General features: G+C 69.4%; 25 protein-coding genes. 14 read left to right on the top strand and 11 right to left on the bottom strand.

Translation table 11 applies throughout. The features are described from left to right. Positions 1 to 21: 21 nt before the first annotated feature. The 3 genes from ACLQ3K_RS15360 to nhaA all read right to left on the bottom strand — a co-directional run bounded on the left by ACLQ3K_RS15360 (position 22) and on the right by nhaA (position 2818). The gene (locus tag ACLQ3K_RS15360) at positions 22 to 987 is read right to left on the bottom strand and encodes an alpha/beta hydrolase (RefSeq protein WP_336670845.1); all 966 of its coding nucleotides are present in this window, start codon (positions 985 to 987) and stop codon (positions 22 to 24) included. A 24-nt stretch (positions 988 to 1011) separates the two neighbouring features. Further along, entirely contained in the window at positions 1012 to 1506 is a 495-nt protein-coding gene (locus tag ACLQ3K_RS15355) for a phage holin family protein (protein ID WP_224650652.1), read from the bottom strand. A gap of 97 nt (positions 1507 to 1603) precedes the next feature. Continuing rightward, positions 1604 to 2818: a Na+/H+ antiporter NhaA gene (gene nhaA / locus ACLQ3K_RS15350; protein WP_426000499.1), complete on the bottom strand. Its 1215-nt coding sequence runs from the start codon at positions 2816 to 2818 to the stop codon at positions 1604 to 1606. 79 nt (positions 2819 to 2897) lie between these two features. On the opposite strand from nhaA, the gene ACLQ3K_RS15345 reads away from it, so the two are divergent. After that, positions 2898 to 4217 carry an MFS transporter gene (locus ACLQ3K_RS15345; RefSeq protein ID WP_426000497.1) on the top strand — a complete coding sequence of 440 codons (1320 nt, stop codon included), beginning with the start codon at positions 2898 to 2900 and terminating at the stop codon, positions 4215 to 4217. A 3-nt stretch (positions 4218 to 4220) separates the two neighbouring features. Then, positions 4221 to 5117, top strand: a complete 897-nt coding sequence (locus ACLQ3K_RS15340) for a 2-dehydropantoate 2-reductase (RefSeq protein ID WP_426000495.1) — start codon at positions 4221 to 4223, stop codon at positions 5115 to 5117. Here ACLQ3K_RS15340 and mug read toward each other — a convergent pair. Next, complete coding sequence (mug, locus tag ACLQ3K_RS15335) at positions 5074 to 5673, bottom strand: G/U mismatch-specific DNA glycosylase (protein WP_426000493.1); 600 nt, start codon at positions 5671 to 5673, stop codon at positions 5074 to 5076. The two genes, ACLQ3K_RS15340 and mug, sit on opposite strands and share 44 nt — an antisense overlap. Positions 5674 to 5730: 57 nt before the next feature. Here mug and ACLQ3K_RS15330 point away from each other — a divergent pair, with 57 nt between their 5' ends. Beyond that, positions 5731 to 6255 carry a nuclear transport factor 2 family protein gene (locus ACLQ3K_RS15330; protein ID WP_426000491.1) on the top strand — a complete coding sequence of 175 codons (525 nt, stop codon included), beginning with the start codon at positions 5731 to 5733 and terminating at the stop codon, positions 6253 to 6255. Here ACLQ3K_RS15330 and ACLQ3K_RS15325 read toward each other — a convergent pair. From ACLQ3K_RS15325 to acs, 4 genes are read right to left on the bottom strand one after another with little or no spacing between them, the layout of a single operon-like run. After that, positions 6228 to 7187 (bottom strand): ABC transporter ATP-binding protein, encoded by a 960-nt coding sequence (locus ACLQ3K_RS15325; protein WP_224650666.1) that lies wholly within the window; start codon positions 7185 to 7187, stop codon positions 6228 to 6230. The genes ACLQ3K_RS15330 and ACLQ3K_RS15325 overlap by 28 nt on opposite strands. Further along, a complete protein-coding gene (locus ACLQ3K_RS15320) occupies positions 7184 to 8011 on the bottom strand; it encodes an ABC transporter permease (protein ID WP_224650668.1) in 828 nt (275 codons plus the stop codon). The genes ACLQ3K_RS15325 and ACLQ3K_RS15320 overlap by 4 nt, the downstream gene beginning before the upstream one ends. Further along, positions 8004 to 8864 carry an ABC transporter permease gene (locus ACLQ3K_RS15315; protein WP_426000488.1) on the bottom strand — a complete coding sequence of 287 codons (861 nt, stop codon included), beginning with the start codon at positions 8862 to 8864 and terminating at the stop codon, positions 8004 to 8006. The genes ACLQ3K_RS15320 and ACLQ3K_RS15315 overlap by 8 nt, the downstream gene beginning before the upstream one ends. Positions 8865 to 8899: 35 nt before the next feature. Next, the gene (gene acs / locus ACLQ3K_RS15310) at positions 8900 to 10846 is read right to left on the bottom strand and encodes an acetate--CoA ligase (protein WP_426000486.1); all 1947 of its coding nucleotides are present in this window, start codon (positions 10844 to 10846) and stop codon (positions 8900 to 8902) included. Between the two features lie 230 nt (positions 10847 to 11076). Between acs and ACLQ3K_RS15305 the strand changes: the two genes are divergently transcribed. From ACLQ3K_RS15305 to ACLQ3K_RS15285, 5 genes are read left to right on the top strand one after another with little or no spacing between them, the layout of a single operon-like run. Next, positions 11077 to 12702, top strand: coding sequence for a peptide ABC transporter substrate-binding protein (locus ACLQ3K_RS15305; protein WP_426000880.1), 1626 nt, complete (start codon positions 11077 to 11079; stop codon positions 12700 to 12702). A gap of 4 nt (positions 12703 to 12706) precedes the next feature. Continuing rightward, the gene (locus tag ACLQ3K_RS15300) at positions 12707 to 13633 is read left to right on the top strand and encodes an ABC transporter permease (protein WP_426000484.1); all 927 of its coding nucleotides are present in this window, start codon (positions 12707 to 12709) and stop codon (positions 13631 to 13633) included. Then, the gene (locus ACLQ3K_RS15295; RefSeq protein ID WP_426000482.1) at positions 13626 to 14576 is read left to right on the top strand and encodes an ABC transporter permease; all 951 of its coding nucleotides are present in this window, start codon (positions 13626 to 13628) and stop codon (positions 14574 to 14576) included. The genes ACLQ3K_RS15300 and ACLQ3K_RS15295 overlap by 8 nt, the downstream gene beginning before the upstream one ends. Continuing rightward, positions 14576 to 16354: a dipeptide ABC transporter ATP-binding protein gene (locus ACLQ3K_RS15290; protein ID WP_426000480.1), complete on the top strand. Its 1779-nt coding sequence runs from the start codon at positions 14576 to 14578 to the stop codon at positions 16352 to 16354. The genes ACLQ3K_RS15295 and ACLQ3K_RS15290 overlap by 1 nt, the downstream gene beginning before the upstream one ends. 39 nt (positions 16355 to 16393) lie before the next feature. Then, the gene (locus tag ACLQ3K_RS15285; protein WP_426000478.1) at positions 16394 to 17131 is read left to right on the top strand and encodes an oxidoreductase; all 738 of its coding nucleotides are present in this window, start codon (positions 16394 to 16396) and stop codon (positions 17129 to 17131) included. A 459-nt stretch (positions 17132 to 17590) separates the two neighbouring features. Here ACLQ3K_RS15285 and ACLQ3K_RS15280 read toward each other — a convergent pair whose 3' ends face one another. Next, entirely contained in the window at positions 17591 to 18421 is an 831-nt protein-coding gene (locus tag ACLQ3K_RS15280) for an HAD family hydrolase (protein ID WP_426000879.1), read from the bottom strand. A 139-nt stretch (positions 18422 to 18560) separates the two neighbouring features. Between ACLQ3K_RS15280 and ssd the strand changes: the two genes are divergently transcribed. The 3 genes from ssd (at position 18561) to ACLQ3K_RS15265 (ending at position 21211) form a co-directional block, all read left to right on the top strand. Next, positions 18561 to 19664 carry a septum site-determining protein Ssd gene (gene ssd, locus ACLQ3K_RS15275; RefSeq protein WP_426000476.1) on the top strand — a complete coding sequence of 368 codons (1104 nt, stop codon included), beginning with the start codon at positions 18561 to 18563 and terminating at the stop codon, positions 19662 to 19664. Further along, entirely contained in the window at positions 19661 to 20758 is a 1098-nt protein-coding gene (locus tag ACLQ3K_RS15270) for a TadA family conjugal transfer-associated ATPase (RefSeq protein WP_426000474.1), read from the top strand. Before ssd ends, ACLQ3K_RS15270 begins: the two co-directional genes overlap by 4 nt. A gap of 111 nt (positions 20759 to 20869) precedes the next feature. Next, entirely contained in the window at positions 20870 to 21211 is a 342-nt protein-coding gene (locus ACLQ3K_RS15265) for a hypothetical protein (protein WP_426000472.1), read from the top strand. A 150-nt stretch (positions 21212 to 21361) separates the two neighbouring features. Here ACLQ3K_RS15265 and ACLQ3K_RS15260 read toward each other — a convergent pair whose 3' ends face one another. Together ACLQ3K_RS15260 and ACLQ3K_RS15255 are read right to left on the bottom strand one after the other, a co-directional pair. Further along, positions 21362 to 21622 carry a metal-sensitive transcriptional regulator gene (locus ACLQ3K_RS15260; RefSeq protein WP_426000470.1) on the bottom strand — a complete coding sequence of 87 codons (261 nt, stop codon included), beginning with the start codon at positions 21620 to 21622 and terminating at the stop codon, positions 21362 to 21364. Continuing rightward, the gene (locus ACLQ3K_RS15255) at positions 21619 to 22023 is read right to left on the bottom strand and encodes a DUF302 domain-containing protein (protein ID WP_426000468.1); all 405 of its coding nucleotides are present in this window, start codon (positions 22021 to 22023) and stop codon (positions 21619 to 21621) included. The genes ACLQ3K_RS15260 and ACLQ3K_RS15255 overlap by 4 nt, the downstream gene beginning before the upstream one ends. 122 nt (positions 22024 to 22145) lie before the next feature. Here ACLQ3K_RS15255 and ACLQ3K_RS15250 point away from each other — a divergent pair, with 122 nt between their 5' ends. The 3 genes from ACLQ3K_RS15250 to ACLQ3K_RS15240 all read left to right on the top strand — a co-directional run bounded on the left by ACLQ3K_RS15250 (position 22146) and on the right by ACLQ3K_RS15240 (position 25162). Beyond that, positions 22146 to 24311, top strand: coding sequence for an MMPL family transporter (locus ACLQ3K_RS15250; RefSeq protein WP_168547855.1), 2166 nt, complete (start codon positions 22146 to 22148; stop codon positions 24309 to 24311). 26 nt (positions 24312 to 24337) lie between these two features. After that, complete coding sequence (locus tag ACLQ3K_RS15245) at positions 24338 to 24727, top strand: carboxymuconolactone decarboxylase family protein (protein WP_246208423.1); 390 nt, start codon at positions 24338 to 24340, stop codon at positions 24725 to 24727. A 225-nt stretch (positions 24728 to 24952) separates the two neighbouring features. After that, positions 24953 to 25162 (top strand): YgaP family membrane protein, encoded by a 210-nt coding sequence (locus tag ACLQ3K_RS15240; protein WP_168547854.1) that lies wholly within the window; start codon positions 24953 to 24955, stop codon positions 25160 to 25162. The last annotated feature ends 195 nt before the right edge of the window (positions 25163 to 25357 follow it).

Here is a 25357-nt window from a genome sequence, read left to right as displayed (position 1 = left end):
GGCACCGTCGGGCGCGGGAGGTCAGGGGAGCAGGCGGGGCCCGGGCAGGCCCGCGAGGAAGTCCACGAGCTGCGGCCCGACGGTGCCGGGCGCCTCCTCGTGCGCGTAGTGCCCGGCGTTCTCGACGGCGCGGACGCGGTAGTCGGTCGCCCAGTCGTGGCTGGAGTAGACGGGCTGCGGCAGCACGTACGGGTCGACCTCGCCGCGGAAGGCGAGCACGGGGATGTGCAGCCGCTGGTTCATGCTGCTGAGGAACCGTGCCCCGTCGGGCCGGAACTGACTGCGCCAGGCCCAGCGGGCGTACTCGAGGGCGCTGTGCGCGGTGCCGGGGATCTGGATGGCGCTGCGGTAGCGGGGCAGGGCCTCGGCGTAGTCGGCGCTGCGCCGCCACGTCGCGCCGCTGCGGGCGGCGTACACGGCGCCGATCTCGGCACCGTCGTCCCGGACCATGCGGTCCTCCGCGACGCGGGGGAGCTGCGCGAAGGTGATGGGGCCGAGCATCGCCGAGCGCTGCTCCTTGTTCCGGAGAGCGGACCGCTTGAGCGCGATGGGATGCGGGGACGAGATGACCGCGATCGCGGAGACCACGCGCGGGTGCAGGGTGGCGGTGGCCCAGCAGCCGAGGCCGCCCTCGCCGTGCCCGACGAGCGCCGCCGACGTGTGGCCGAGCGCGCGGACGAGCCCCGCGACGTCGCCGGACAGGGTCCAGCCGTCGTAGCCGCGCGGCGGCTTGTCGCTGTCGCCGTAGCCGCGCAGGTCGAAGGCGACGGCCCGGTAGCCGGCCTCGTGCAGCTGCGGTAGCACGTGCCGCCAGCTCCACCAGAAGCCGCCGAAACCGTGCAGCAGCACCACGAGTGGCCGGTCCGGGGCGGGATCGGCGCCCTCGGGCCGGTACTCGACGGCGTGCAGCCGGATGCCGTTGGCGCGCACGTCGAGGTGCTCCCACGGGCCGGGGAACCGGACGCTCGACGGATCGGGACTGGTCACCGGTGGTGCCTCAGGGTCGTGCCGTCAGCGTCGCGCGACGGTCGACGGTGCGCCCGCCGCATCGCGCTCGCCGGCCGAGAGCAGCGACTGCGACTCCTTGAGCGAGGCGATCGTCTTCTGCGGGCCCTTGATGCGCTTGACCTTGAGGTAGCCGAGGAACGCCGCGACACCGGCCACGACCAGCATGAGGATGAAGACGATGAGCGAGGCCGCCCACATCGGCAGCCACACGTTGAGCAGCCAGGTGAGGAAGAAGAAGAAGAAGAACGACGAGTACAGGGCCACGACGCCCGCGACGGCGAAGAAGGCCGAGCCGGTGGCCGCCTTCTTGACGTCCCGCATGGTCTCGGCCTTGGCGAGCTCGACCTCGGCGCGAACCAGCGAGGAGACCTGCGTCGAGGCGTCCCGGACGAGGCTGCCGATCGTCGGATCGCCGGAGGCGGTCACGTTGGGATCGGTGAGCGGGATCGCCGAAAGCGTCCGCGGGGTCCCGCCGGTGGGTGTGCTGTCCAAGCTCACTTGGTCCTCCTCTAGTTATCAGTCATCGTGCCAGAGGTCACCCCGGCGTGTCCGCGCGACCACGACGTGTCGACCTCTGCGCCGCGCGCTCGGCCCGTCACCTGGCCTCGTGCACTCTCCCACGCCGCATGAGCAACAGCGCCCCGATCACCGACGCCGCGACCGACGTGAGCAGCACCGCCGCCTTGGCGAGATCGGCCTCGCCCTCGGGCAGCGCGAGCTCCGCGACGAGCAGGCTGACCGTGAAGCCGATCGCGCCGAGCACGCTGAGCGCCAGGATGTCCCGGTTGTCGAGGCCCTCGGGTCGTTCCGCCAGCCGCAGCTTCACCGCGATCACGCTGGCGCCCGAGATGCCGATGATCTTGCCGAAGAACAGGCCGATCATGATGCCCAGGGCGAGCTCGTCGGTGAACAGCTCGCGGAAGACCTCGCCGTTCACGGCGACGCCGGAGGCGAAGAAGGCGAAGATCGGCACGCAGAACAGGGCCGAGACCGGCTGGATCCGGTGCTCGAGTCGTTCCGCGGGCGATTCGCGCTCGCCCCGGTCCGGCTTCACGCGGGTCAGCAGGCCCAGCGCCACGCCCGCGATCGTGGCGTGCACGCCCGACTGGAGCATCGCCACCCACACGACGATCGCGATGGGCACGTAATAGAGGGGCGTGGTGATCCGACGGTGCTGCCCGAACCAGTAGAGCGCGCAGCCGACGGCGGCGACGGCGAGCCACCCGACCTTGAGGTCGCCCGCGAAGAGCACGGCGATCACCGCGATGGCGATGAGGTCGTCGACCACCGCCAGCCCGAGCAGGAAGACCCGCGCCCCCGACGGCAGGCGGGAGCCGATGAGCGAGAGGATGCCGAGCGCGAAGGCGATGTCGGTGGCGATGGGGACGGCCCAGGCGCTGCCGATGTACGGGTTGTCGCGGGCGATGCCGAACGCGATGATCGCGGGCACCACCACGCCGCCGACCGCGCACAACACGGGCAGCGCGGCGCCGCGCACCGTCGACAGTTCGCCGACGACGAGCTCGCGTTTGAGCTCCAGGCCGGCGACGAAGAAGAAGATCGCGAGGAGCCCGTCCTTGGCCCAGTCGGCGAGCGTCAGCCGGAGGTGGAGGGACTGCCCGAAGATCGTCCAGTCGTCGCTGCCGATCTTGATCTCGGCGAGGTGGGCGTAGCTCTCCGACCAGGAGGAGTTGGCCCACAGGAGCGCGATCGCTGCCGCGACGAGAAGGGCTGTGCCGCCGACGGTCTCGGTGCGGAGGAAGCGGATCAACGCCCGTGAGGCCCGGAACCGGGGCGGTGCGTCGTTCATCGGTCGACCGTACCGCAGGTGTCCACGGTGACCCGGGTCACCGCATCCTGCCGGTGCCGCTCCGCGTAATCTCCTGCCAATGAATCGCAGGCGAATCGTCGTCGCCTCCATGGTGGGCACCACCATCGAGTTCTTCGACTTCTACATCTACGCGACCGCAGCAGTGCTGGTCTTCCCCACCCTGTTCTTCCCCAAGGGGGACGACACCGCGGCGCTGCTCGCCTCGTTCGCGACCTTCGGCCTCGCCTTCGCGGCCCGGCCCCTCGGCTCGATCCTGTTCGGCCACTTCGGCGACCGGGTGGGCCGCAAGGCGACCCTGGTGGGCTCGCTGCTCACCATGGGCGTCGCGACCTTCCTCATCGGCGTGCTCCCCACCTTCGACCAGGTCGGCTACTGGGCCCCGGCGCTGCTCGCGCTGATGCGCTTCGCGCAGGGCCTGGGCCTGGGCGGCGAGTGGTCGGGCGCGGCGCTGCTGGCGACGGAGACGGCCGCTCCCGGTAAGCGCGCCTGGGCGGCGATGTGGCCGCAGCTGGGCGCCCCCTTCGGCTTCTTCCTGGCCAACGGCACCTTCCTCGTGATCATGCAGCTGATGGACTTCGACTCGAAGACCTCCACCTCGAACCACGCGTTCATGACCTGGGGCTGGCGCATCCCGTTCCTCGCCTCGGCCGTCATGGTGATCGTGGGCCTGTACGTCCGTCTCAAGCTGACCGAGACGCCGGTCTTCGCGAAGGCCGTCAAGGACGGCAAGAAGGTCAAGGCGCCGCTGGGCGAGGTGCTCCGCACCGCGTGGCGGCCGCTCATCATCGGCACCTTCGTCATGGTCGCCACCTACACGCTGTTCTACCTGGTCACCACGTGGATCGTCTCCTACGGCACGGGCAAGGTGGTCGACAAGTCGGGCATCAAGCTCGGCATCTCGTACATCGACTTCCTCGAGATGCAGCTCATCGCGGTGCTCTTCTTCGCCGCCTTCGTGGCGGTCTCCGGCTACTTCGCCGACCGCGTCGGCCGCCGCAAGCTGCTCATCGGCGTGACCATCGCGATCATCGTCTACGGCCTGTCCTTCAAGTGGATCCTCGACCCGTCGACCACCACGCAGGGCACGATGCTCGCCGTCCTCATCGCGGGCCTCACGCTCATGGGCCTCACCTTCGGCCCGATGAGCGCCGTGCTGCCGGAGCTGTTCGCCACCAACGTCCGCTACACGGGCAGCGGCATCTCCTACAACTTCGCGTCGATCCTCGGCGCCGCCATCGCCCCGTTCATCGCCACCTGGCTGGTCAGCTCGTACGGCGTCGGCTGGGTGGGCGTCTACCTCGCGATCGCCGGCGGCGCCACCCTCATCGCCCTCCTCGTGATGCACGAGACGCGCGACGTGGAACTCGACAAGGTGTAGGTCGTGCGGATCCTCGTCGTGGGTGCGGGCGCGACGGGCGGGGCCTTCGGCTCCCGCCTGATCGAGGCGGGCCGGGACGTGACCTTCCTGGTCCGCCCGGCCCGGGCCGCGGCCCTGCGCCGCGACGGGCTCCGGTTCACCGATCCGGCCGGGACCCGCACGCACCAGGTCGCCGCGCTCACGGCCGATGAGCTCGCGGCCGCGCCGCAGGTCTTCGACCTGGTGATCCTCACGGTCAAGGCCCCGGCGCTCGACGCCGCGATCGCCGATCTGGGCCCCGCGGTGGGGGAGGGCACCGTCGTCCTGCCGATCCTCAACGGCATGGCGCACATGGACCGCCTCGAGGCCGCATTCGGGCCGCGCGTGCTGGGCGCGCTCGCGATGATCGTCGCCACGCTGGACGACGGGGCGGTGGTCCAGATGACCGACTGGTCGGCCCTCACCATCGGCGACGGTGCGCCCGACGTCGCGCGGGCGCTCGACGTGCCCGGCATCCGGCTCACCGTGAGCGACGACGTCGCCGGGGCGCTGTGGGCGAAGTGGGCGTTCATCGCGGCCACCGGCATCCTCTGCTGCCTGTTCCGCAGCCCCGTCGGGCCGGTCATCGCCGCGGACGGGGAGCCGCACGTGCGGGCGATCATCGCGGAGACCGAGGCGGTCGCGGCCGCCGCCGGCCACCCGGTGCCCGCGGAATCCCACGAGCGGACCGCTGCGACGCTGCTGGACCCGGAGTCGGCGATGACCTCGTCGCTCTACCGGGACCTGGTGGCGGGCCTGCCGAACGAGGCCGAGCACATCCTCGGCGACCTCGCGGCGCGCGCCCGCGAGCTGGGCGTCGCGACGCCGTTGCTCGACCTCACGCTGGTGCAGGTCCGGGCGGACGCGCTGCAGCGAGGGTGATCCCCGCCGCCTCGGCGGCCCGACGGTACGCCGCCGCGAGCGTCGGCACGGTCTCGTGGGCGTTGAGCCCGCTCGGATTGGGCAGCACCCACACCTGCGTCTCGCCGATGGTGCGCTCCTGCGGGCCGGGAACGGCCTTCGGTTCGTGGAAAGCGGTGCGGTAGGCGGTGATTCCGAGGACCGCGAGGATGCGTGGCGCCACCTGCAGCACCCGCTCGACCAGCGCCTCGCCGCCTTCCCGGAGCTCCTCCGCGGTGAGCTCGCTGGCCTTCGCCGTCGCCCTCGGCGCGACGTTGGTGATGCCGATCCCCGCGTCCACCAGCGCGTTCCGGTCGGCGAAGCTCATCCCGTCGGCGGCGTCGATGACGTGGTCGACGATGCCCGCCTCGTACAGCGCCGGATAGAAGCGATTGCCGGGCCGGGCGAAGTGCGCGCCCGTCGCCGCGGTCCACAGCCCGGGGTTGATGCCGGAGAACAGCAGCCGGCAGCCGGGACCGAGGAGGTCGGGCACCGTCGTATCCGAGTAGGCGAGCAGCTGCTCGCGGGTGAAACCCATGGATACTGCCTACCGGTTCACGCCCCCGTGGTCCACCTCCCGTGGTCCACTGGCGCTATGACGGTCGACGAACTCCTGGCCCGGCGCGAGATCGAGGACGTGGTGCTGCGGTACTGCCGCGGCATCGATCGCCTCGACCCGGAGGCGGTGCGCGCCTGCTACCACCCGGGCGCCGTCGATCACCACACCGGCTTCGACGGCCCCGTCGAGGAGTACGTGCCCTGGGTGCGCGGGCAGCTGGAGTCGCTCGGCGGCACGCACCACCAGATCGGCAACCACCTGTCCGAGATCGCGGGCGACGCCGCGGTGGTCGAGACCTACTGCACCGCAACGCACTGGTCCGCGCCGGACACCGAGCTGCAGGCCTACCTGACCCTGGGCCTGCGGTACGTCGACCGGTTCGAGCGGCGGGACGGGCGGTGGGCGATCGCCGAGCGGTGGGCGGTCACCGACTGGACGCGGTGGGAGAAGGACCTCACGGGGCCGCTCGGGGTCCCCGAGGCCGGTCCGCCGCCCGCGCGCGGCGGCGGCGATCCGCTGGACGTGCTGCGGGCTCAGGTGTTCGGGCGCGAGCGCTCGTAGAGCCGCCGCACCACGTCCTCGATGTCGGGCTCGTCGACGGTGAGGTCGCGCACCGTCGCCCGCTCGGCGACGGCCGCGAGCACCTGGGGCAGCGGCGCGCTCAGCTCAAGCCGCTGGCGCAGGCCCCCGCCCTCACTGGCGAGGTGCCGCGCACCGTCGACCTCGAGATCCGGTGTGGGCCGGTCCAGGTCGAGCACCAGCACGCGCGGCGCTCCGACGGTGCCGACGAGGCCGTCGAGCGTGCCGTCGAACGCGGTGCGCCCGTGGTCGACGACGAGGATCCGCTCGCACAGCCGCTCCACGTCGCCCATGTCGTGCGTGGTGAGCAGCAGGGTGAGGCCGCGCTCGGCGCGCTCGGCGATGAGGAACTCGCGCAGCCGCTGCTTGCTGAGCACGTCGAGGCCGATGGTGGGCTCGTCGAGGATCAGCAGCTCCGGCGAATGCATCAGCGACGCGGCGACTTCCGCCCGCATCCGCTCGCCCAGGCTGAGCTGGCGCACCGGCCGGTCGAGGTAGGCGCCCAGCTCCAGCTGCTCGATCAGCCGGTCCGAACGTTCCTTCGCCACTGTGTCGGGGAGGCGGTGCACGGCGGCCAGGATCTCCAGCGACCTGCCGGTGGGCAGGTCCCACCACAGCTGCGAGCGCTGCCCGAAGACGACGCCCACCCGCCGGGCCACGTCGCGCCGCCGGGCCAGGGGATCGAGCCCGACGGTGCGCACCGTCCCCGACGTGGGCACCAGGATGCCCATGAGCATCTTGATCGTGGTCGACTTGCCGGCGCCGTTCGCGCCGATGTAGCCGACGGATTCGCCCGGCGCGATCCGCAGGTCGAGGTGGTCGACGGCGGTCGTGACCGTCCTGGTACGGCCGTTCCAGCCCCGCTTGACGAAGGTGCGCGTCAGGCCGGTCGTCTCGATGATGTGCTCGGTCATCCGCCCGCTCCCCGGTAGTGCCGCAGTCCCCAGCGCCACGTCGCGCCCGCCAGGAGCACGACCCACGCGGTGGCCAACGGTAGCGCCCACGCGAGTTCCGGCCGGAAGATCCCGTCGCCGGGCAGGCCCAGGATGTACAGGGCCGGAAGGTAGCCGGTGAAGGCGAGCGGCAGGACGAAGCCGAAGGTCACCTTGATCGCGCCCGGCCACACCGACGCCGGCTGCGAGGCCGCGTAGCGGCCGCCGTAGACGAAGGAGCTGGTGAACTCCGCGCCGTTGACGAGCACGAACTGGAGCCCGGCGGCGATCACGAAGACCGCCGAATAGATGATCGGGCCGCAGACCAGCGCGATGATGAGCATGCCGACGGTGCCCGGGCCCCAGGCGATCGCGTTGTGCGTGAGCGCGTAGCCGAGCGCGAACAGGCTGACCGCCGGCCGGGTGAGCCGGTGGATGCGGATGTCGCTGGTCATCAGCTGCAGCAGGATCGGTTGCGGGCGCAGGTAGAAGACGTCGATGGTCCCGGCCCGCACGTATCGGGGCAGCTTGTCGAGGTGCCCGAAGAGGATGTCGGCGGCGCAGAAGGAGAGGTCGGCGAGCGCGAAGACCAGGAGCACGGCGGAGAAGGTGAGGCCGCCGATGACCTTCGCGTTGTGGAACAGCAGCCATACCTCCGCGAGCTCGACGAGGCCGAGCAGCAGCGCGGCGAACAGGTCCATCGCGAGCGAGGCGCGGTAGCTCACCTGCGCCTGCACGCGCGAGGTCAGCACCGCGCGGTACGGCGCGAGCGGGCCGGGACGGGCCTCGGCGGCGGTGTCAGCCACCCTGCACCTCCAACCGGCGGCGGCCCGCCGCCGTGAGCAGCGCGCCGACCGCGAGCACGGCCACCGTCCATCCCGCCTGGATCCCCACGGCGGCCAGGCCCGTCGCGGCGTCGATGCGGCCGGAGAGGATGTCGCACGGCGGCATGAGGATCCACCCGAAGGGCGTGACCTCCGCGATCTTGGCCAGCCAGCCGGGGAACAGGCCCACCGGCACGAACATGCCCATGAGGAACGTGCCCGCGACGACGTAGAACATCTGGATGCCGCGCGTGTCCACGACCCAGAAGCCGAGGATCTGCACGCAGTAGAGCAGCGCTTGCGCCAGGACGATCGACAGCAGGACGCTGACGGCGGCCAGCGGGTAGGCGGCGGGCTCGCTCGCCCACGCCATCATCGAGGTCGCGGCGCCGATCGCCGCGAGGGGCAGGGCCCGCGGGATCAGGGAGTAGACCGCGCCGCCGAGCACCGTCGCCAGCGTGGCGAACTGCACATCGAGCGGGCGGAGGAAGTCGACGGCGATGTCGCCCGAGCGGATCCGCTCGGCGAGGGATCCGTCGCCGCCGAAGGCGCCGATCGCCGTGAGCATGCCCTGCGACAGGAAGATGTAGCTGACCATCAGCTCCGGCGTGTACCCGCCGGCGACGCCGCCCGCGCCGGCGAGCGTCGCGAGCAGGATCGCCATCTTGACGAAGCCGAAGACGGCGTTGGTGAACACGCCGGCGGCCGCCGCGCCCAGATACGTGGACTGCTGGCGGAATCCGGCCACCGTCAGGCGGACGTAGGGCCGGAGGGCGGTGCGGACAGCGAGGAGGGCGGCACGCCCGGGGACTGCGGCCGCGGTTGGCGACGACACAGCTACCGGACGTTACCGCCCTCGTCGGTGGGCTGCTAGCCCTTTTGCTTGCGGATGTTCTCGAACACGCTGGGATCGACCAGCGTCGACGTGTCGCCCAGCTCGCGGCCCTCGGCCACGTCGCGGAGCAGGCGGCGCATGATCTTGCCGGAGCGGGTCTTCGGCAGCTCGGGCACGATGTTGATCTCGCGCGGCTTGGCGATCGGCGAGATGTCCTTGGAGACCTGGGCCGTCATCTCGGCGATCAGCTTGTCGGGATCCGAGTCGTCGACGCCCTGGCGCAGGATGACGAACGCGGCGATGGCCTGGCCCGTCGTCGCGTCGGAGGCACCCACGACGGCCGCCTCGGCCACGGCGGGGTGCCCGACGAGCGCCGACTCGACCTCGGCGGTCGAGATGCGGTGGCCCGAGATGTTCATGACGTCGTCGACGCGGCCCAGCACCCAGAGGGCGCCGTCCTCGTCGTACCGCGCACCGTCGCCCGCGAAGTACCAGCCCTGATCGGCGTAGCGCGACCAGTAGGTGTCCACGAAGCGCTCCGGATCGCCCCAGATGCCGCGCAGCATGGCCGGCCACGGCTCGTCGAGCACGAGCAGGCCGGATTCGCCGCGGGGCAGGGTGTTCCCGTCGTCGTCGACGATGTTGGCGCTGATGCCGGGAACGGGCTCCATCGCCGAGCCGGGCTTGAGCGTGGTGGTGCCGGGGAGCGGCGCGACCATCGCGGCGCCGGTCTCCGTCTGCCACCAGGTGTCGACGATCGGGGCCGTGCCGGCGCCGATGACGTCGCGGTACCAGCGCCACGCCTCGGGGTTGATCGGCTCGCCCACCGAGCCGAGCACGCGGATCGAGCTCAGGTCGTGCGCGTCGGGGATCTCGCGGCCCCACTTCATGAACGTGCGCACCAGCGTGGGCGCGATGTAATAGATCGAGACGCCGTACTTCTCGATGACCTCGAAGTGGCGGTGCTCGTTCGGCGAGTTCGGCGTGCCCTCGTAGACGATCTGCGTGGCGCCGTTCGCCAGCGGCCCGTAGACGATGTAGGTGTGCCCGGTGACCCAGCCGATGTCGGCCGTGCACCAGTACACGTCCTTCTCCGGCTTGAGGTCGAAGAGGTAGAAGTGCGTGTACGCCGCCTGCGTGAGGTAGCCGCCCGAGCTGTGCACGATGCCCTTCGGCTTGCCCGTGGTGCCCGACGTGTACAGCAGGAACAGGGGGTGCTCGGCGTCGAAGGCCTCGGGGGTGTGGTCCGACGATGCCGCGCCCACCGACTCGTGCCACCACACATCGCGGTCGTGCCAGTCGATGTCGTTCTTGCAGCGCTGGACGACGATCACCTTCTCGACGGACGTGGCAGTCGCGCCGTCGATGTCCATGTCGAGCGCCTCGTCGACGTTAGCCTTGAGCGGCGCGGGCTTGCCGCGGCGGAACTGGCCGTCGGTGGTGATGACGACCTTCGCCTCGGCGTCGTCGACGCGCGAGCGCAGGGCCGCGGCGGAGAAGCCGCCGAAGACCACGGAGTGCGTCAGGCCCAGGCGCGCGCACGCGAGCATGGCGACGATGGCCTCGGGCACCATCGGCATGTAGATCGCGACCCGGTCGCCGGCCTGGAGGCCGATCGAGCTCAGGTAGTTGGCCGCGCGGCTGACCTCGTCCTTGAGGTCGTTGTAGGTGAGGTCGCGGCTGTCGCCGGGCTCGCCGATCCAGTGGATCGCGACGCGATCGCCGTTGCCCGCGTCGACGTGGCGGTCGACGCAGTTGTACGCGACGTTGAGCTTGCCGCCCACGAACCACTTGGCGAAGGGGGCGCCGCTCCAGTCCAGGACCTCGCCGAACGGGGTGTCCCAGTGCAGCCGGTTCGCCTGCTCCGCCCAGAAGCCCAGACGGTCCGCTTCGGCACGGTCGTACAGGTCACGGCCCTGCGTGTTGGCCTGAGCTGCGAATTCAGCGGAGGGCGGGTAAGCGGCTGTCGCGGAATCAGTCATGGGTTGATCGTAGGGATCTCGCCGCGGCCCGAACAGAGCTTTCCCGAATCTGGGGCACGCCGAAGCGGGGTTGCACGGGGTTGCCCTTCACTTATACCCCGAGACGAGGATGTTCGGGCCGGACTCGCCCCGAGCGGGCCCGACGGCGTGGATTGCCGGGACAGAGTAGTGAGGGGCGCTTAAAGTGCTGAGCACTGAACTGACCAACTCCGGCGGAGGTAGTTGTGAGAATACGAAGTAAGCGGTGGTCGACGACGCGGGCGATCCTCGCCGTCGCCGTCGCCGCGAGCCTGGCGGTGTCCGGGTGCAGCATGGACGGCGCGAAATCGGCCGACACCAAGGGGCCTGACGCGACCGTCCGGGTGAACTCGACCGAGCCGCAGAGCGGCCTCGTCCCGAGTGACACCAACGAGAAGGGCGGCGGTCAGGTGATCGAGATGCTCTTCGACGGGCTGTACGACTACCGGCCCGACGGGACGCCGGAACTGGCGAACGCCGAGACGGTGGAGACCACTGACAACCAGAACTTCCTGGTCAAGCTCAAGCGGGACTGGACGTTCACGGACGGCACGCCGGTCAAGGCCTCGAACTACGTGCGCGCGTGGAACTTCGGTGCCGCGGGGAAGAACCTGCAGAAGCAGCAGGACTTCTACGCGCCGATCGACGGCTTCGACGAGGTCAAGGGCAAAGACTCTCCGGCCACTGAGTTGCGCGGCCTGCGGGTGATCGACGACTACACCTTCTCGATCCGGCTCGCGGCCCCGAACATCGACTTCAAGCTGGCGCTCGGCTTCTATCCGTTCTCGCCGCTCCCCGACGTCTTCTTCACCGAGGGCAAGGAGAAGTTCGGCCAGAACCCGGTGGGCAACGGCCCGTACAAGCTCAAGCAGTGGCGGCACAACGTCCAGCTCGAGACCGTGCGCAACGAGGCGTACAAGGGGGCGAAGCCGAAGAACGGCGGCATCACCTTCATCATGTACGAGTCCTACGACGCGGCCTACACGGACATCCTGTCGGGGAACCTCGATCTGCAGGACGAGCTGCCCGACAGCGCGCTGGGCTCCTTCCGGAAGACCTTCGGCGACCGGGCGATCACCCGGCCGACCGCGCAGACCCAGTCCTTCGTGATCCCGCAGTTCCTCGAGCACTTCGGGGCGGACGAGGAGGGTCGCCTGCGACGCCAGGCGATCTCCATGTCGATCAATCGGCCGCAGATCATCGAGAAGGTCTTCCGCGGCATGCGCAACCCGTCGGTCGACTTCACCGCGCAGGCGATCCCCGGCTGGCGGCCGGACCTGCCCGGCAACGAGACCGTGAAGTACAACCCGGAACTGGCGAAGCAGCGCTGGGCACAGGCGAACGCGATCAAGCCGTGGACCGGTGCCTTCCAGATCGCCTACAACTCCGACGGCGGCCACAAGGTCTGGGTCGACGCGGTGACGAACCAGGTCAAGAACACCCTGGGCATCGAGGCGTCGGGCAAGCCGTACGCCACGTTCAAGCAGATCCGCGACGAGCTGACGAAGAAGACGCTCACGGCCGCGGGCCGTAACGGTTGGCAGGGCGACTACCCGACGCAGTTGAACTTCCTGGTGCCGAACTACGTGACCGGCGGCGGCTCGAACGACGGTGACTACAGCAACCCGCAGTTCGACGCGTTGATCGACCAGGCGGAGAGCACCCTCGACCCGGTGAAGTCCACCGAGCTGGTGAACCGGGCGCAGGAGATCCTGCTGCGCGACCTGCCGATCATCCCCATGTGGGACTACATCCAGGCCGCCGTCGTGGGCGAGGGCGTCCGGGGCGAGCTCACTTGGAACGGCCGGCCCGACTACCCGAACATGACGAAGGAGTAGGCCCATGGCGAGATATCTGCTGAGCCGCCTCGGGCAGCTCGTGATCGTCTTCTTCGGGGCGACGCTGCTCATCTACGCGCTCGTCTTCCTGGTGCCCGCCGACCCGATCGCGGCGCTCGGCGGCGACCGCAAGCTGCCGCCGGAGATCGTCGAGGGCCTGCGCGCGCAGTACCACCTCGACCAGCCCTTCCTGGTGCAGTACTGGTACTACATCAAGGGGGTCTTCTCGCTCGACTTCGGCACCTCCTTCTCCGGACAGCCGGTGTGGGACGTGATGAAGCGGGCCTTCCCGGTCACGGTGAACCTCGCGCTCATCGCGCTCGCGGTCGAGACGATCCTGGGCATCTTCTTCGGTGTGATCGCCGGCCTGAAGAAGGGCAAGATCTTCGACACGTCGATCCTGTTCGTCTCCCTGATCATCATCGCGGTGCCGATCTTCGTGCTGGGCTTCGTCGCCCAGTTCATCTTCGGCATCAAGCTGGAGTGGTTCCCGGTCACCGTCGGCGGCAACCTGGACTTCTATCACCTGCTGCTGCCGGGCATCGTGCTCGGCTTGGTGTCGTTCGCGTACGTCGTGCGGCTCACCCGCTCGCAGGTCTCGCAGAACCTCACCGCGGACTACGTGCGGACCGCGACGGCCAAGGGGCTGCCGCGCTCGCGCGTCGTGCTGGTGCACGTGCTGCGGAACTCGCTCATCCCGGTGGTCACCTTCCTGGGCGCCGACATCGGCGCGCTCATGGGCGGTGCGCTCGTCACGGAGGGCATCTTCAACATCCCCGGCGTGGGCGGCACCATCTACCAGGCCATCATCCGCGGCGAGGCCGCCACGGTGGTCTCCTTCGTGACGGTGCTCATCGTCATCTACCTCATCTGCAACGTGGTGGTCGACCTGCTCTACGCCGCCCTCGACCCGAGGATCCGCTATGCATGACAAGCACACCTACCCCGGACAGGAACGGTTCGTCGCCGCGGCCGACGACGTCGTGGTCGGCGCGATCGACGCCGTCGACCAGGACGCGGAACCCACGGGCTTCTGGAAGACGGCATGGTTGCAGCTCAAGGTGCGACCGCTCTTCTGGGTCTGCGTCGCGCTGCTCGCGCTCATCCTGCTGATCGTCCTGTTTCCCAGCGTCTTCGCCTTCGGCAAGGACCCGCACTACGCAACCCTCGAGCGATCCATGCTCCCCGTGAGCGGGGAGCACTGGTTCGGGACCGACATGCAGGGCCACGATATCTACGCCCGGACCATCTACGGTGCTCGCGCCTCGGTCATCGTCGGAGTGCTCACCACCGCCGCGGTGGTCGTGATCGGCGGCCTGCTCGGCGCCACCGCCGGCTTCTTCGGCGGCTGGCTCGACTCGCTGATCGCGCGCCTGTCGGACGTCTTCTTCGGCGTCCCGCTCATGCTCGCGGCGGTCGTGGTCATGCAGATGGTCACCTCGCGCACCGTCTACTCGGTGGTGCTGGTGCTCGCGATCTTCAGCTGGCCGCAGATCGCTCGCATCGCACGGTCGGCGGCCATCTCCATCCGCAACGAGGAGTTCATCGACGCCTCGAAGTCCCTGGGCTCCTCCAAGGTCCGCACGCTGTTCACGCACGTGATCCCGAACTGCCTGGGGCCCGTCATCGTGGTCGCCACCGTGGCGCTGGGCGTGTTCATCGTCACCGAGGCCACGCTGTCGTATCTCGGCATCGGCCTGCCGGAGAGCTCGATCTCCTGGGGCATGGACATCGCCTCGGGCCAGCCGCGTCTGCGTGAGGGCAGCCCGATCCTGTTCTTCCCCGCGACCGCACTGGCGATCACCGTGCTCACGTTCATGATGCTCGGTGACGTCCTGAGCGACGCACTCGATCCGAAGGCGAGGAAGCGCTGATGTCCGACGAACGCAAGCACGGCCTGAGCGAGGTCAAGGACAAGGTCGCCTCGGCGCTCGGCAAGTCGCCGTCGCCGCTGCTCGAGATCCGCGACCTGGTCGTGGAATTCGAGGTCCAGGGCAAGCCGGTCCCCGCGGTGCGGGGCGCCAACCTCACGGTCTATCCGGGCCAGACGGTGGCGATCGTCGGCGAGTCCGGCTCGGGCAAGTCCACCACGGCAGCGGCCGTGATGGGTCTGCTCCAGGGCACCGGCAAGGTGGCGAGCGGGCAGATCGTCTTCGACGGTCAGGACCTGTCGAAGGCCTCCGAGAAGGACTTCCAGAAGATCCGCGGCAACGGCATCGGACTGGTCCCGCAGGATCCGAACACGAACCTGAATCCGCTGTGGCGCGTGGGATTCCAGGTCCGGGAGACCCTCAAGGCCAACAACGCCGAGGAGGGCGACGCCAAGAAGCGGGCGATCGCGCTGCTGGCCGAGGCCGGGATGAAGGATCCGGACAAGCGGGTGAACCAGTACCCGCACGAGTTCTCGGGCGGCATGAAGCAGCGCGCGCTCATCGCGATCGGCCTGGCCTGCCGGCCGAAGCTGCTCATCGCCGACGAGCCGACGTCCGCGCTCGACGTCACGGTGCAGCGCCAGATCCTGGACCACCTGGACACGCTCACCTCCGATCTCGGCACCGCGGTGCTGCTGATCACGCACGACCTGGGCCTGGCCGCCGAGCGTGCCAGTCACCTCGTCGTGATGTACAAGGGGCGCGTCGTGGAATCCGGTCCCGCGCTGGAGATCCTGCAGGACCCGCAGCACGAGTACACCAAGCGGCTCGTGTCGGCGGCACCCTCGCTCTCGGCCCGCCGCGCCGAGATCCCGCCCATCGCCGCCGCGGTGACGGACGTCGTGGAGTCGGGTGCGGGCGGGTCGGGCGTCGAGCTGGAGACGGTCAAGGGCGAGTTGAAGGACTCGGCCGCGACTGGTCCGGCGGAGGTCGTGGTCGCCGCGAACCTGGTGAAGGACTTCCCGATCCGCGGCTCGCTTCCGTTCCAGAGCAGCGAGTTCCGCGCGGTCGACGACGTCAGCTTCACCATGCTCCGAGGCACGACCACCGCTGTGGTGGGCGAGTCCGGATCGGGCAAGTCGACTGTGGCCCGCATGGTGCTCGGCCTCCTCGAACCGACCAGCGGCACCGTCGAATTCGACGGCAAGGACGTCACCACCCTCCGCGGCGCGGAGGCGAAGGCGTTCCGGCGGCGGGTGCAGCCCGTCTTCCAGAATCCCTACGGCTCCCTGGATCCGATGTACTCGATCTACCGGGCGATCACGGAGCCGCTGGTGGTGCACGGCATCGGCGACAAGGCGTCCCGGCTGGAGCGGGCGAAGGAACTGCTCGAGATGGTTGCGCTGCCTGCGGACACCATGCACCGCTACCCGAACGAGCTGTCGGGCGGGCAGCGGCAGCGCGTGGCCATCGCGCGGGCGCTGGCACTGAACCCCGAGGTGATCGTGCTCGACGAGGCGGTCTCGGCGCTCGACGTGCTGGTGCAGGCGCAGATCCTGACGCTGCTCGAGGGGCTGCAGCAGGAGCTGGGGCTGACCTACCTGTTCATCACGCACGACCTGGCGGTGGTCAAGCAGATCGCGCACCAGACGCTGGTGATGGCGGGCGGCAAGGTGATGGAGGCGGGGCCGACCGATCAGGTCTACGACAACCCGTCGTCGGATTACACCCGCAAGCTGATCGACGCCATCCCAGGCGGTTCGATCGAGCTGGCGGGCTGACCCGCAGGGACTGACGACGAGCGGGCTAGGGTGGGGCGTGTGAACGACCCGCTGAGCCCGCTCGTCGCCGTCCCCGCCGTCGCGGAGGCGGCAGCCGCCGCCCGCGAGGCGCTCGCCACGGTGCACCGGCATCCCGCGAACCGCCGGGAGTGGCGGGCCACCGCGACGGAGTCGTCGCTCCGAGGCGCCCGCGCCTCGGCCGCCCTCGACGGTGCGGCCGTCGCGCTGAGCCGGGACGAGCTGATCAATGATCCGGTGCTCGCCGGGGCGATGCGCGCCTATCAGGCGATCGACGGTGACCTGCTCGACGCGTCGGTCGGGGTGTGGCGGCGCGCGCCGCTGCAGGTGCTGGCCCGGCTGCACACGCTGGCGGCGGCGGACCTCGTCGACGGCGACGACTCCCGGCTCGGCCGGCCGCGGGCCGGCGCGGGGGAGCGGCTCGGACTGCTGGCGCAGCTCGTGACCGGCGGCACGGAGGCTCCCGCGCCGGTGGTGGCCGCGATCGTGCACGGGGAACTGCTGTCGCTCCGGCCCTTCGAGGTCGCCGACGGCGTGGTCGCGCGCGCCGCGTCGAGGCTGGTGACTGTGGCCTCGGGCCTCGATCCGCACGCGCTCGGCATTCCCGAGACCACGTGGTTGAAGTTCGCGCCCAGCTACGCCGATGCCGCGGACGCGTTCGGGATGGGCGACCCCGACGGTGTGGTGGCCTGGGTGGTGCTGTGCTGTCAGGCACTGGAGGCCGGCGGTAGGGAGGCGTTGGCGCTCGCGGAGCGCTGACAGGGAAATCCGCTGCGGCGGTCCGGTATTCGGTCGAACGGACCCGGACATGCGCAACGGCGACCCGGCCTGAGCTGAGGAAGGGGCACTCGAGGTGCTTTCCTCAGAACGGGTCCGAATCGCCGTTCGCTAGCACGGATCCCGGTTACCAAGCGTGCGTGAGGGTGGGCTGTATTACGGCCTCGGCGTCTACCGGTGGAGAGATCCACTATCCGCGGATCTTGTGCTGACCACTGATTCCCCGGCGACGCAGGCTCACAGCGCTTTCCGCCATAGGTGGCGAGCTCCGCGTGGGTGCCTGGTGTCCGTGCTGGGAGCCTTGACGCTCAGGAATCCCCGACCTTCTCTTCCGGTGAGGATTTGGCTTTGCGCCGCTCCGTGACTCCTTTCTACCCTGTGAGCGCCATCACATCAAGGGGTAGGGCGGAAAAATCTCGGATCAGTTGCTACTGATCGGTATCAGTGCTTCTTGCGGTGCAGCACAAGGTAAGTCGCGACACCGACTCCCGCGGCCACCACGCCGAGGCCGGCGCTCGCGAGGACCGAATTCCGCGACGGTGTGGGTATCCGGTCGCGCAACGGTGTGGGGTTCGAGAAGGAGACCACGGGCCAGCCGCGCTCCGCCGCCTCCTTGCGCAGGCCGCGATCGGGGTTGACCGCGGTGGGGTGGCCGACGGCGGCGAGCATCGGCACGTCGGTGATCGAGTCGGAGTAGGCGAAGCACTGCTCGAGGTCGTAGCCGTGCTCGGCCGCGAGCGCCTCCATCGCGACGACCTTGTTCTCGCCGTAGCAGTAGAACTCGACCTCGCCCGCGTACTTGCCGTCCTCGACCTTCATCTTCGACGCGACGGAGTAGTCGGCGCCCAGCATCTCCGCGATGGGGCTCACCATCTCCTCGCCGGAGGCCGAGACGATGACCACGTCGTGCCCGCGGGCGTGGTGGCCGGCGATCAGCTCGGAGGCCTCGGCGAAGACGAGCGGGTTCACGACGTCGTGCAGGGCCTCGCGCACGATGGACGTGACCTGCTCCACGTTCCAGCCCTCGCACATCTGCGTGAGGTGGTCGCGCATGCGCTCCATCTGGTCGTGGTCGGCGGCCGTCAGCATCATCAGGAACTGCGCGTAGCTCGACTTGAGCACGGCACGACGGTTGAGCAGTCCCTCGTCGAAGAAGGGACGCGAGAAGGCCAGCGCGGACGATTTCGCGATGATCGTCTTGTCCAGGTCGAAGAAGGCGGCGACCCGGCGCACCGGGGCCTCGTCGGGCGCGGTAGGGCTCACGGGAATCAGCCTACCGGTGCGGTGGCGCTGCGCACCCCGCAAGAGCGGAGACCGGATTCCTCCACAACTTTCTCGAATCGGACAGGTTCATCCACAGGTGGAGGCGGGATCGGGCGAACCGGACAGGTTCCGGGGTGACGCTGTGCCCATGCGGGGGATCGAGATCGGGATGGCGGTGGCTGACGGGGCACTGGCCGACGACGTGCGGCGGGCCGCGGCGGCGGCCGCGCGGTCGGTCACGGACATCGACCGGGGCAGGCCCCGCGCGTGCTGGGCATCGGCCGCCGGGCTGGTGCTGGACCTCGCGGCCGCGACGGCGATGGCGGAGGCGGCGCGCGCCGGCGGTCTGCCGCGCCGGGAGGGCGTCGCCCTGGTCGCGGTCGAGGCGGGGATGCCGGAACTGGCGGCGGCCGTCGAGGTGGGGGCGGCGCAGGTCTTCGTGCTGCCGGGGCAGGTGCGTGACCTGGCACGCTTCCTCGCCGCCCGGGAGCAGGACGACGGTGCGCGCTCCCGCGTCGTCGCCGTCGTCGGCGGGCACGGTGGTGCGGGCGCCTCGGTCCTGGCGGCGGCCGTCGCGGTGACGGCCCCCGGTCGCGGGATCACCGCCCTGGCCGTCGACGCCGACCCGTGGGGCGGCGGACTCGACCTGCTGCTCGGCTGCGCGGACATGCCCGGCCTGCGCTGGGGCGACCTGGCGCTGCGCGGCGGCCACGTGCCGTCCGAGGCGCTGGTCGCGGCGCTCCCCGGGCGTGCCGGTGCCGTCGCGGTGCTGTCGGCGGGCGGGGCGGTCCCCGCCGGGACCCGCGACGCCGGTGTCGGGGCGTCGGCGCCCGAGATCCCGGTCGAGGGCCTGCTCGCGGTCATCGACGCGGGCCGCCGCAGCGTGGGCGTCACCGTCGTCGACCTGCCCCGGCGGGACGACCCCGCGACCTCCGCGTGCCTCGAGGTCGCGGACGTGGTGGTCGTCGTCGCCGCCGCCACGGTGCGGGGGTGCGCGGCCGCGCGCACGGTGGCCGACGGGGTGGCGGGCCGGGCTCGGCAGGTCGGACTGGTGGTGCGCGGTCCCGCGCCGGGCGGGCTCTCGGCGCGCGACGTCGAGCGGGCCGTCGGGGTACCGCTGCTGGCGTCGATGCGCCCGCAGCCCGGCCTGGCCGCGCAGCTCGACGACGGCGGGCTGCGGCTGCGCCGGGGTACACCGTTGGCCGTGGCGGCGGGCCGCGTGCTCGACGGCCTGCGGCGAGGTGCGGCGTGACGTCCCCGGACGGCGACCTCCTGGCCCGGGTGCGGGAGCGGCTCGCACACACGGCCGCGGTCCTCACGCCCGACGTGATGGCGGCTGCGCTCCGCGCCGAATGCGGGGGCGTGCTGGGCGATACGGACCTGCTGGACGGGCTCGCCTACCTCGAGACGGAGCTCGTCGGCGCAGGCCGGCTGGAACCCCTACTGGCGGATCCGGAGGTCGCGGACGTGCTGGTCTGTGGCCCGCGGAAGGTGTGGGTGGACCGGGGCCGGGGGCTCGAGGCCGCGGGCGTCGTCTTCGAGGACGACGACGCCGTGCGGCGCCTCGCCGCGCGCCTCGCACTGGCGGCGGGGCGGCGGCTGGACGACGCGCAGCCCTGGGTCGACGGGCACCTGCCCGCCGGCCCGGGCGGCCGCGCCGGGAGCGGGATCCGGCTGCACGCGGTTCTGCCGCCCCTGGCGCACGACGGCACCTGCATCTCGCTGCGCGTGCTGCGGCCGGCGACGCAGACGCTCGACACGCTCATCGACGGTGGGGCGGTGCCGGGCGAGGTGGCAGACCTCGTGCGGCGGGTGGTGGCGGCCCGGCTCGCCTTCCTCGTGGTCGGCGGCACGGGTAGCGGCAAGACGACGCTGCTCAACGGCCTGCTCGGCGCGGTGGATCCGGCGGAGCGGGTGCTGTGCGTGGAGGACGCGCACGAACTCGATCCCGTTCACCCGCACGTGGTCTCGCTGCTGGCGCGGGGCGCGAACGTCGAGGGCGTCGGCGAGGTGACGGTGCGGGACCTGGTGCGGCAGGCACTGCGGATGCGGCCCGACCGCATCGTGGTCGGCGAGGTCCGCGGCGCCGAGGTGGTCGATCTGCTCACCGCCCTGAACACCGGCCACGACGGCGGTGCCGGCACCGTCCACGCCAACTCGCCGCGGGAGGTGCCCGCCCGGCTCGAAGCGCTGGCGGCGCTCGGCGGCCTCGGCCGGGAGGCGCTCCACGCCCAGCTGGCCGCGGCCTTCTTATCTGTACCGGAACAGTTGGTGTCTCAGACTGTCTCGGTAGGTGTGATGTTCTGCCGCAGCATTGTTCGTTACAGAGTTATCTGTAGTGCCTAGGACGATGGACTTGGGGCGAGATGGACTCGGCGTTGTCTACTCGCAGTCGTCGGGAAGCTCCCACAAGTCCAAGTCCCCGCCAGGCGCGGGGTGTTCGCCTCGAGTCGCGCGGTGCGCCGCGCGCTGCTGCGCGAACCAGGCTTCGACCCAGGGTGGAAGGACGGTCACTCCGTCGTAGAAGTCGTCACTGCTGATCATGGAATTGGGTGTACCTGGCGTTGGTCGGATCCGGCGGACGGTGTGCCGCTGTTTACGCGGTGCATTGAGATCCGCAAGGAGAACCGCGTCGATGATCGCCGTGTACTGGTCGACTTTCAAGCCTGCCGCGCACCGTCCAAGGACAAGGAACTCGTCGTCATCGAAGGCTGGACCCACTACGACCTCTATGACCAGCCCGAGCCCGTCCAGCAGGCACTCGACCACCTGATCCCGTTCCGCAAGAAGTTCCTCTGACGTAAGCCTCCGCCAGACGCCGCAGCGTCAGCGGCACATCTCACTGGCGCGCTCTGCTCGCCAGCCTGACGCTGGCGGGCAGAGCGCTCGTTGGGCCCTTGCTTCGCAATCAGCTCGCTGCATTCGATCAACCTTGCCGGATTGTTGGATCTATGCGAGGGCGAGGAAGAGGCGTTCCAGCTTTTGTTGGTCGACGTTATCGGGGCCTTCGGTGGTGAGGCAGTGTTGTAGGCCGGTGGCGACGAGGGCGTAGCCGCTGCGTCCGAGGGCTTTGTTGACGGCGGCGAGCTGGGTGAGGACGTCTTCGCAGTCGTTGCCGTCTTCGAGCATTCTGATGACGGTGGCGAGGTGTCCGTGTGCGCGCTTGAGCCTGGTGAGGATCGGCTTGGCGGCTTGCTCTGGGATCTTCACTGGGCACCGCCGTCGGTGAGTGCATCGAGCATGGCGGTGAGGAGCGCCCGGGCTTCGGTAGATACAGCCTTGAGGGCAGGGGTTCCGGTGAATTCTGGCATCACGTCGGGGTTCATGATCTCAACGACGGAGCCTTCACCGTCCGCGCTGACAACGACGTTGCACGGCAGCAGTGTGGAGACCCGAGGATCGGCCTGAAGCGCTTGATGCGCGAGCTGCGGCCGGCACGCGCCGAGGATCAACTTCGGCGGCACATCCACATCAAGCTTCGCCTTGAGGGTGGCGGCGATGTCGATCTCGGTGAGGATCCCGAACCCGACGCGCGCCAACCCTTCCCGCACCTGCGCTACAGCCTGCGTATACGGCGTCGGGAGTGACCTGGTCATCGTGAATTCGTTCATGGACTCGTCTTTCTTCGATATCTGAGGGAGCTGTGCACCCAGTATTGCATAACCCCCCGGGGGGATGTTAGCTTCGATGCAACCAAGATCCCTCCAGGGGGTTAATACGAGGAGTGAAGGCAATGGCAGAGACAGTCGGAGATGCGCCGAAATCGGCGTCGGGTGCAACGAGGTCATCGTTGACCGGCGCGCTGGGGCGCCTTGGCGTCTGGGTCAGTGAGCATGGCCGGGTTGTCACGGCGGTGTGGGTGCTGTTGGTTGTGGGGCTGGGGATTTTCGCGCCGTTTGTGGAGAAGAATCTCTCCGGTGCGGGCTGGCAGGCGGACGGTTCGCAGTCGGTGCAGGTGCGGGAGCTGGCGCAGCAACATTTCGGTGGCAACGCCAGTCACGCAATCCAGGTGGTCGTTCATAGCGACACCGCGGCGTTGACAGAAGGACAGGGGCCTCAGATCCTCGCGCAGGTGACCTCTGAACTGAAGGCGGATCCGCGGATCGCCCAGGTCATCGCGCCACAACCGGGCATGACCTTGAGCGTCGACGGTAAGACGGCGATCGTCCTCGCCGGCGCCGGGGCAGATACGAACGAGATGGTCCGGGCAGCGACCGACCTCAAGGGATCACTCAGTGCGCTCTCGACGGACGCGGTGTCGGTGAATCCGACCGGCTCGTCGGTGCTCTGGTCGGACTTCAACGCGGCGAACCTGGAGGCGATGCTCACCTCGGAGATGCTGTCGTGGCCCGTGACTCTCGCAATCCTGGTGATCGCCTTCGGTACCTTGGTCGCCGCAGGCCTGCCGCTCCTGCTCACCTTGGCCGGGCTGGTTGCCTCGGCCGGGGCCCTGGTGCTGATCAACGAGATCGTGCCCGTATCGATCTGGGCGATGAACTTCGCGATGATGTTCTCCCTCGCGCTGGGCATCGACTACGCCCTGTTCCTGGTGGTGCGGTACCGCGCAGCGCGCTTCGGACACGGCGTGTCACCTCGGGAAGCGATCGCGCAGACCATGGACACCGCCGGTAAGGCCGTGTTGCTGTCCGGGGCGACCGTGCTGATCTCCTTGTCCGCGGTGATGCTCGTGCCGTCGCCGTCGTTCCGGTCGATGGCTGGCGGGATCATGCTCTCTGTCGTGTTCGTCCTCGCCGCGACGCTGACACTGCTGCCGCTGGTGCTGGTCAAGCTCGACAAGCGGATCAACGCGCTGGCGTTGCCGTGGGCTCGAGTCGGTGAGCACCGCTCACCTGCCTTCGAGCGATGGGGACAACGACTGTGGAAGCGCCCGTTCGCGTGGGGCGCCGCGGCGTTGGCGATCCTGATCGCGCTGTCGATCCCCCTCGCGGGACTGAAGACCGCGATGCCGTCGATCGCGGTGCTACCGTCCGATGCCAACGCGCGAGTCGGCTACGACCAGGTCAAGCAGGCCTTCGGCCCCGGCGCTCCTGGAACCCTGCAAATCATCACCCCGTCCTCGCTCGCCCCGCAGGCGCACCAGGCGCTGGCCGCTGATCCAGGAATCGCCGGCGCGATGCCGCCCGTCGCCGCAGCAGATAACAGCGGCCTATCACTGATCTCCGCGGTACCGAAGGTTGACCCCTCAGACTCGAGCCTGACTGCGACGGTCGACCGGCTCCGCTCCGATCTTCCCGACGGCACCCTGGTCGGCGGCGCTGCAGTGGAGAATCTCGACCTGAAGGCACAGCTCGACACCTCAACCCCGATAGTGATCGCTGTGGTCCTTCTGTTGGGCTTCGCGCTGCTGCTGGTCGCACTACGTGCGCCTTTGATCGCCCTGATCGGCACCGTGGTGAGCTTGCTGTCCACCGCGGCGGCGTTCGGTGTGGCCCGCTTGGTGTTTCAGGACGGTATCGGCGCCGGCCTGTTCGGCTTCGAATCCCAAGGCTTCCTCGATGCATGGGCGCCGGTGTTCTTCTTCGCGATGATCTTCGCGATCGCTATGGACTACACCGTGTTCCTGCTCTCGTCCGCCAAGGAGCACTGGGAACGCTCCGGTGACCCGAAAGAAGCGATGATCGGAGCCGTTGCCCACTCCGGTCGTGTCATCTTCGCCGCCGGCGGCGTCATGGTCGCCGTCTTCTTCACCTTCGCCCTGTCCGGGCCACTGCCCCCGAAGGAGATGGGCGTCATCCTCGGCGTCGCTGTTCTCCTCGACACCTTTCTCATCCGGCTGATCCTGCTCCCCGTCGCACTGCGCCTGGCAGGACGCGCAGCATGGGCCTGCCCTGCATGGCTCGCCCGGATACTGCCGAACATCAGCTTCGCCCACGAGTAACACCTACCTCTTACAGGAGCGCAACTATGACTAACAAGCCCGAAACCACAGCACTCGATCACTCCTCCGAATCAGGAGCAGCCACCCTGCGGCGACTACAACCGCAGCATCGGGACCTGCGCAAAGCGATCCCCGACGTCTACGCTGGCTTCGGCGCACTGAGTACGGCGGCGTTCGCGGACGGCGCACTCGACCGCAAGACCAAAGAACTCATCGCCTTCGCCATCGGAGTCGTCGAAGGATGCGACGGCTGCATCGCATCGCACGGCCAAGCCGCAGCCCGCGCCGGCGCAACGAACCAAGAAGCCGCCGAAGCGATCGGCGTGACCTTCCTCATGCACGGCGGCCCCGCCACCATCCACGGAGCCCGCGCCTACGACGTCTTCCGCGGATTCACCAACCCCGACAACAACTGACCCACCCAGGAGCGAAAGCCACCATGTGCCACGCCACCCGATGCCGAACCTGCGACAAAACCACCTGGGCCGGATGCGGAAGCCACATCGAAGCCGTCCGACGGACTGTCCCACCCGAAAACTGGTGCCCCGGCCACTCCGAGCCCGCTACCACGCGCCCGAAACGCCGCTGGTTCTAACCCACGCGCGCCCAACCACATCGACGACACGAAACGAACTCACCGCATGCGCAAACCCAACATCGACCAAGCAGTCCTGCTCCTCGCCGGAACCCTGAACCTCACCGGCGTCGCCCTCAGCGTCACCGCCTCACCTTGGTGGCTCTTACTGTCGGGGTTCGTATCACTGAACCTCATCCAATCAAGCTTCACCGGCTTCTGCCCCGCGGCAATGCTGCTCAAGCGATTCGGCCTGCGCCAAGGCAGCCCGTTTTGAGCCCGACCTAAGGTCGCCTAGAAACCTGGCACCGGGCGCATTACGAGCGAGCGTCGGCTTGCCTCAGCAAGCGCTGGCATCCGGGACTGCTGCACCGATAGGTGACAGTTGCGGTGTTGGGACTGCTGCACCGATAGGTGACAGTTGCGGTGTTATGCCGCCGAGGCGGCTGTGTTGATGATGGTCTCGTATTCG

Origin of the sequence: Tsukamurella sp. DT100, assembly GCF_049844855.1 — a bacterium.
Classification (GTDB): domain Bacteria; phylum Actinomycetota; class Actinomycetes; order Mycobacteriales; family Mycobacteriaceae; genus Tsukamurella.
Note: the sequence above shows the minus strand (reverse complement) of the source record. Positions and strands in the feature narration are given on the sequence as shown.

What these genes read in the sequence shown, in the direction of transcription:
- ACLQ3K_RS15245 (WP_246208423.1), top strand. Translation starts at nt 24,338, where the DNA reads ATGACTAACAAGCCCGAAACCACAGCACTCGATCACTCCTCCGAATCA.
- ssd (WP_426000476.1), top strand. Translation starts at nt 18,561, where the DNA reads ATGCGGGGGATCGAGATCGGGATGGCGGTGGCTGACGGGGCACTGGCC.
- mug (WP_426000493.1), bottom strand. Translation starts at nt 5,673, where the DNA reads ATGGGTTTCACCCGCGAGCAGCTGCTCGCCTACTCGGATACGACGGTG.
- ACLQ3K_RS15255 (WP_426000468.1), bottom strand. Translation starts at nt 22,023, where the DNA reads ATGAACGAATTCACGATGACCAGGTCACTCCCGACGCCGTATACGCAG.
- ACLQ3K_RS15300 (WP_426000484.1), top strand. Translation starts at nt 12,707, where the DNA reads ATGGCGAGATATCTGCTGAGCCGCCTCGGGCAGCTCGTGATCGTCTTC.
- ACLQ3K_RS15330 (WP_426000491.1), top strand. Translation starts at nt 5,731, where the DNA reads ATGACGGTCGACGAACTCCTGGCCCGGCGCGAGATCGAGGACGTGGTG.
- acs (WP_426000486.1), bottom strand. Translation starts at nt 10,846, where the DNA reads ATGACTGATTCCGCGACAGCCGCTTACCCGCCCTCCGCTGAATTCGCA.
- ACLQ3K_RS15345 (WP_426000497.1), top strand. Translation starts at nt 2,898, where the DNA reads ATGAATCGCAGGCGAATCGTCGTCGCCTCCATGGTGGGCACCACCATC.
- ACLQ3K_RS15325 (WP_224650666.1), bottom strand. Translation starts at nt 7,187, where the DNA reads ATGACCGAGCACATCATCGAGACGACCGGCCTGACGCGCACCTTCGTC.
- nhaA (WP_426000499.1), bottom strand. Translation starts at nt 2,818, where the DNA reads ATGAACGACGCACCGCCCCGGTTCCGGGCCTCACGGGCGTTGATCCGC.
- ACLQ3K_RS15240 (WP_168547854.1), top strand. Translation starts at nt 24,953, where the DNA reads ATGCGCAAACCCAACATCGACCAAGCAGTCCTGCTCCTCGCCGGAACC.
- ACLQ3K_RS15295 (WP_426000482.1), top strand. Translation starts at nt 13,626, where the DNA reads ATGCATGACAAGCACACCTACCCCGGACAGGAACGGTTCGTCGCCGCG.
- ACLQ3K_RS15250 (WP_168547855.1), top strand. Translation starts at nt 22,146, where the DNA reads ATGGCAGAGACAGTCGGAGATGCGCCGAAATCGGCGTCGGGTGCAACG.
- ACLQ3K_RS15290 (WP_426000480.1), top strand. Translation starts at nt 14,576, where the DNA reads ATGTCCGACGAACGCAAGCACGGCCTGAGCGAGGTCAAGGACAAGGTC.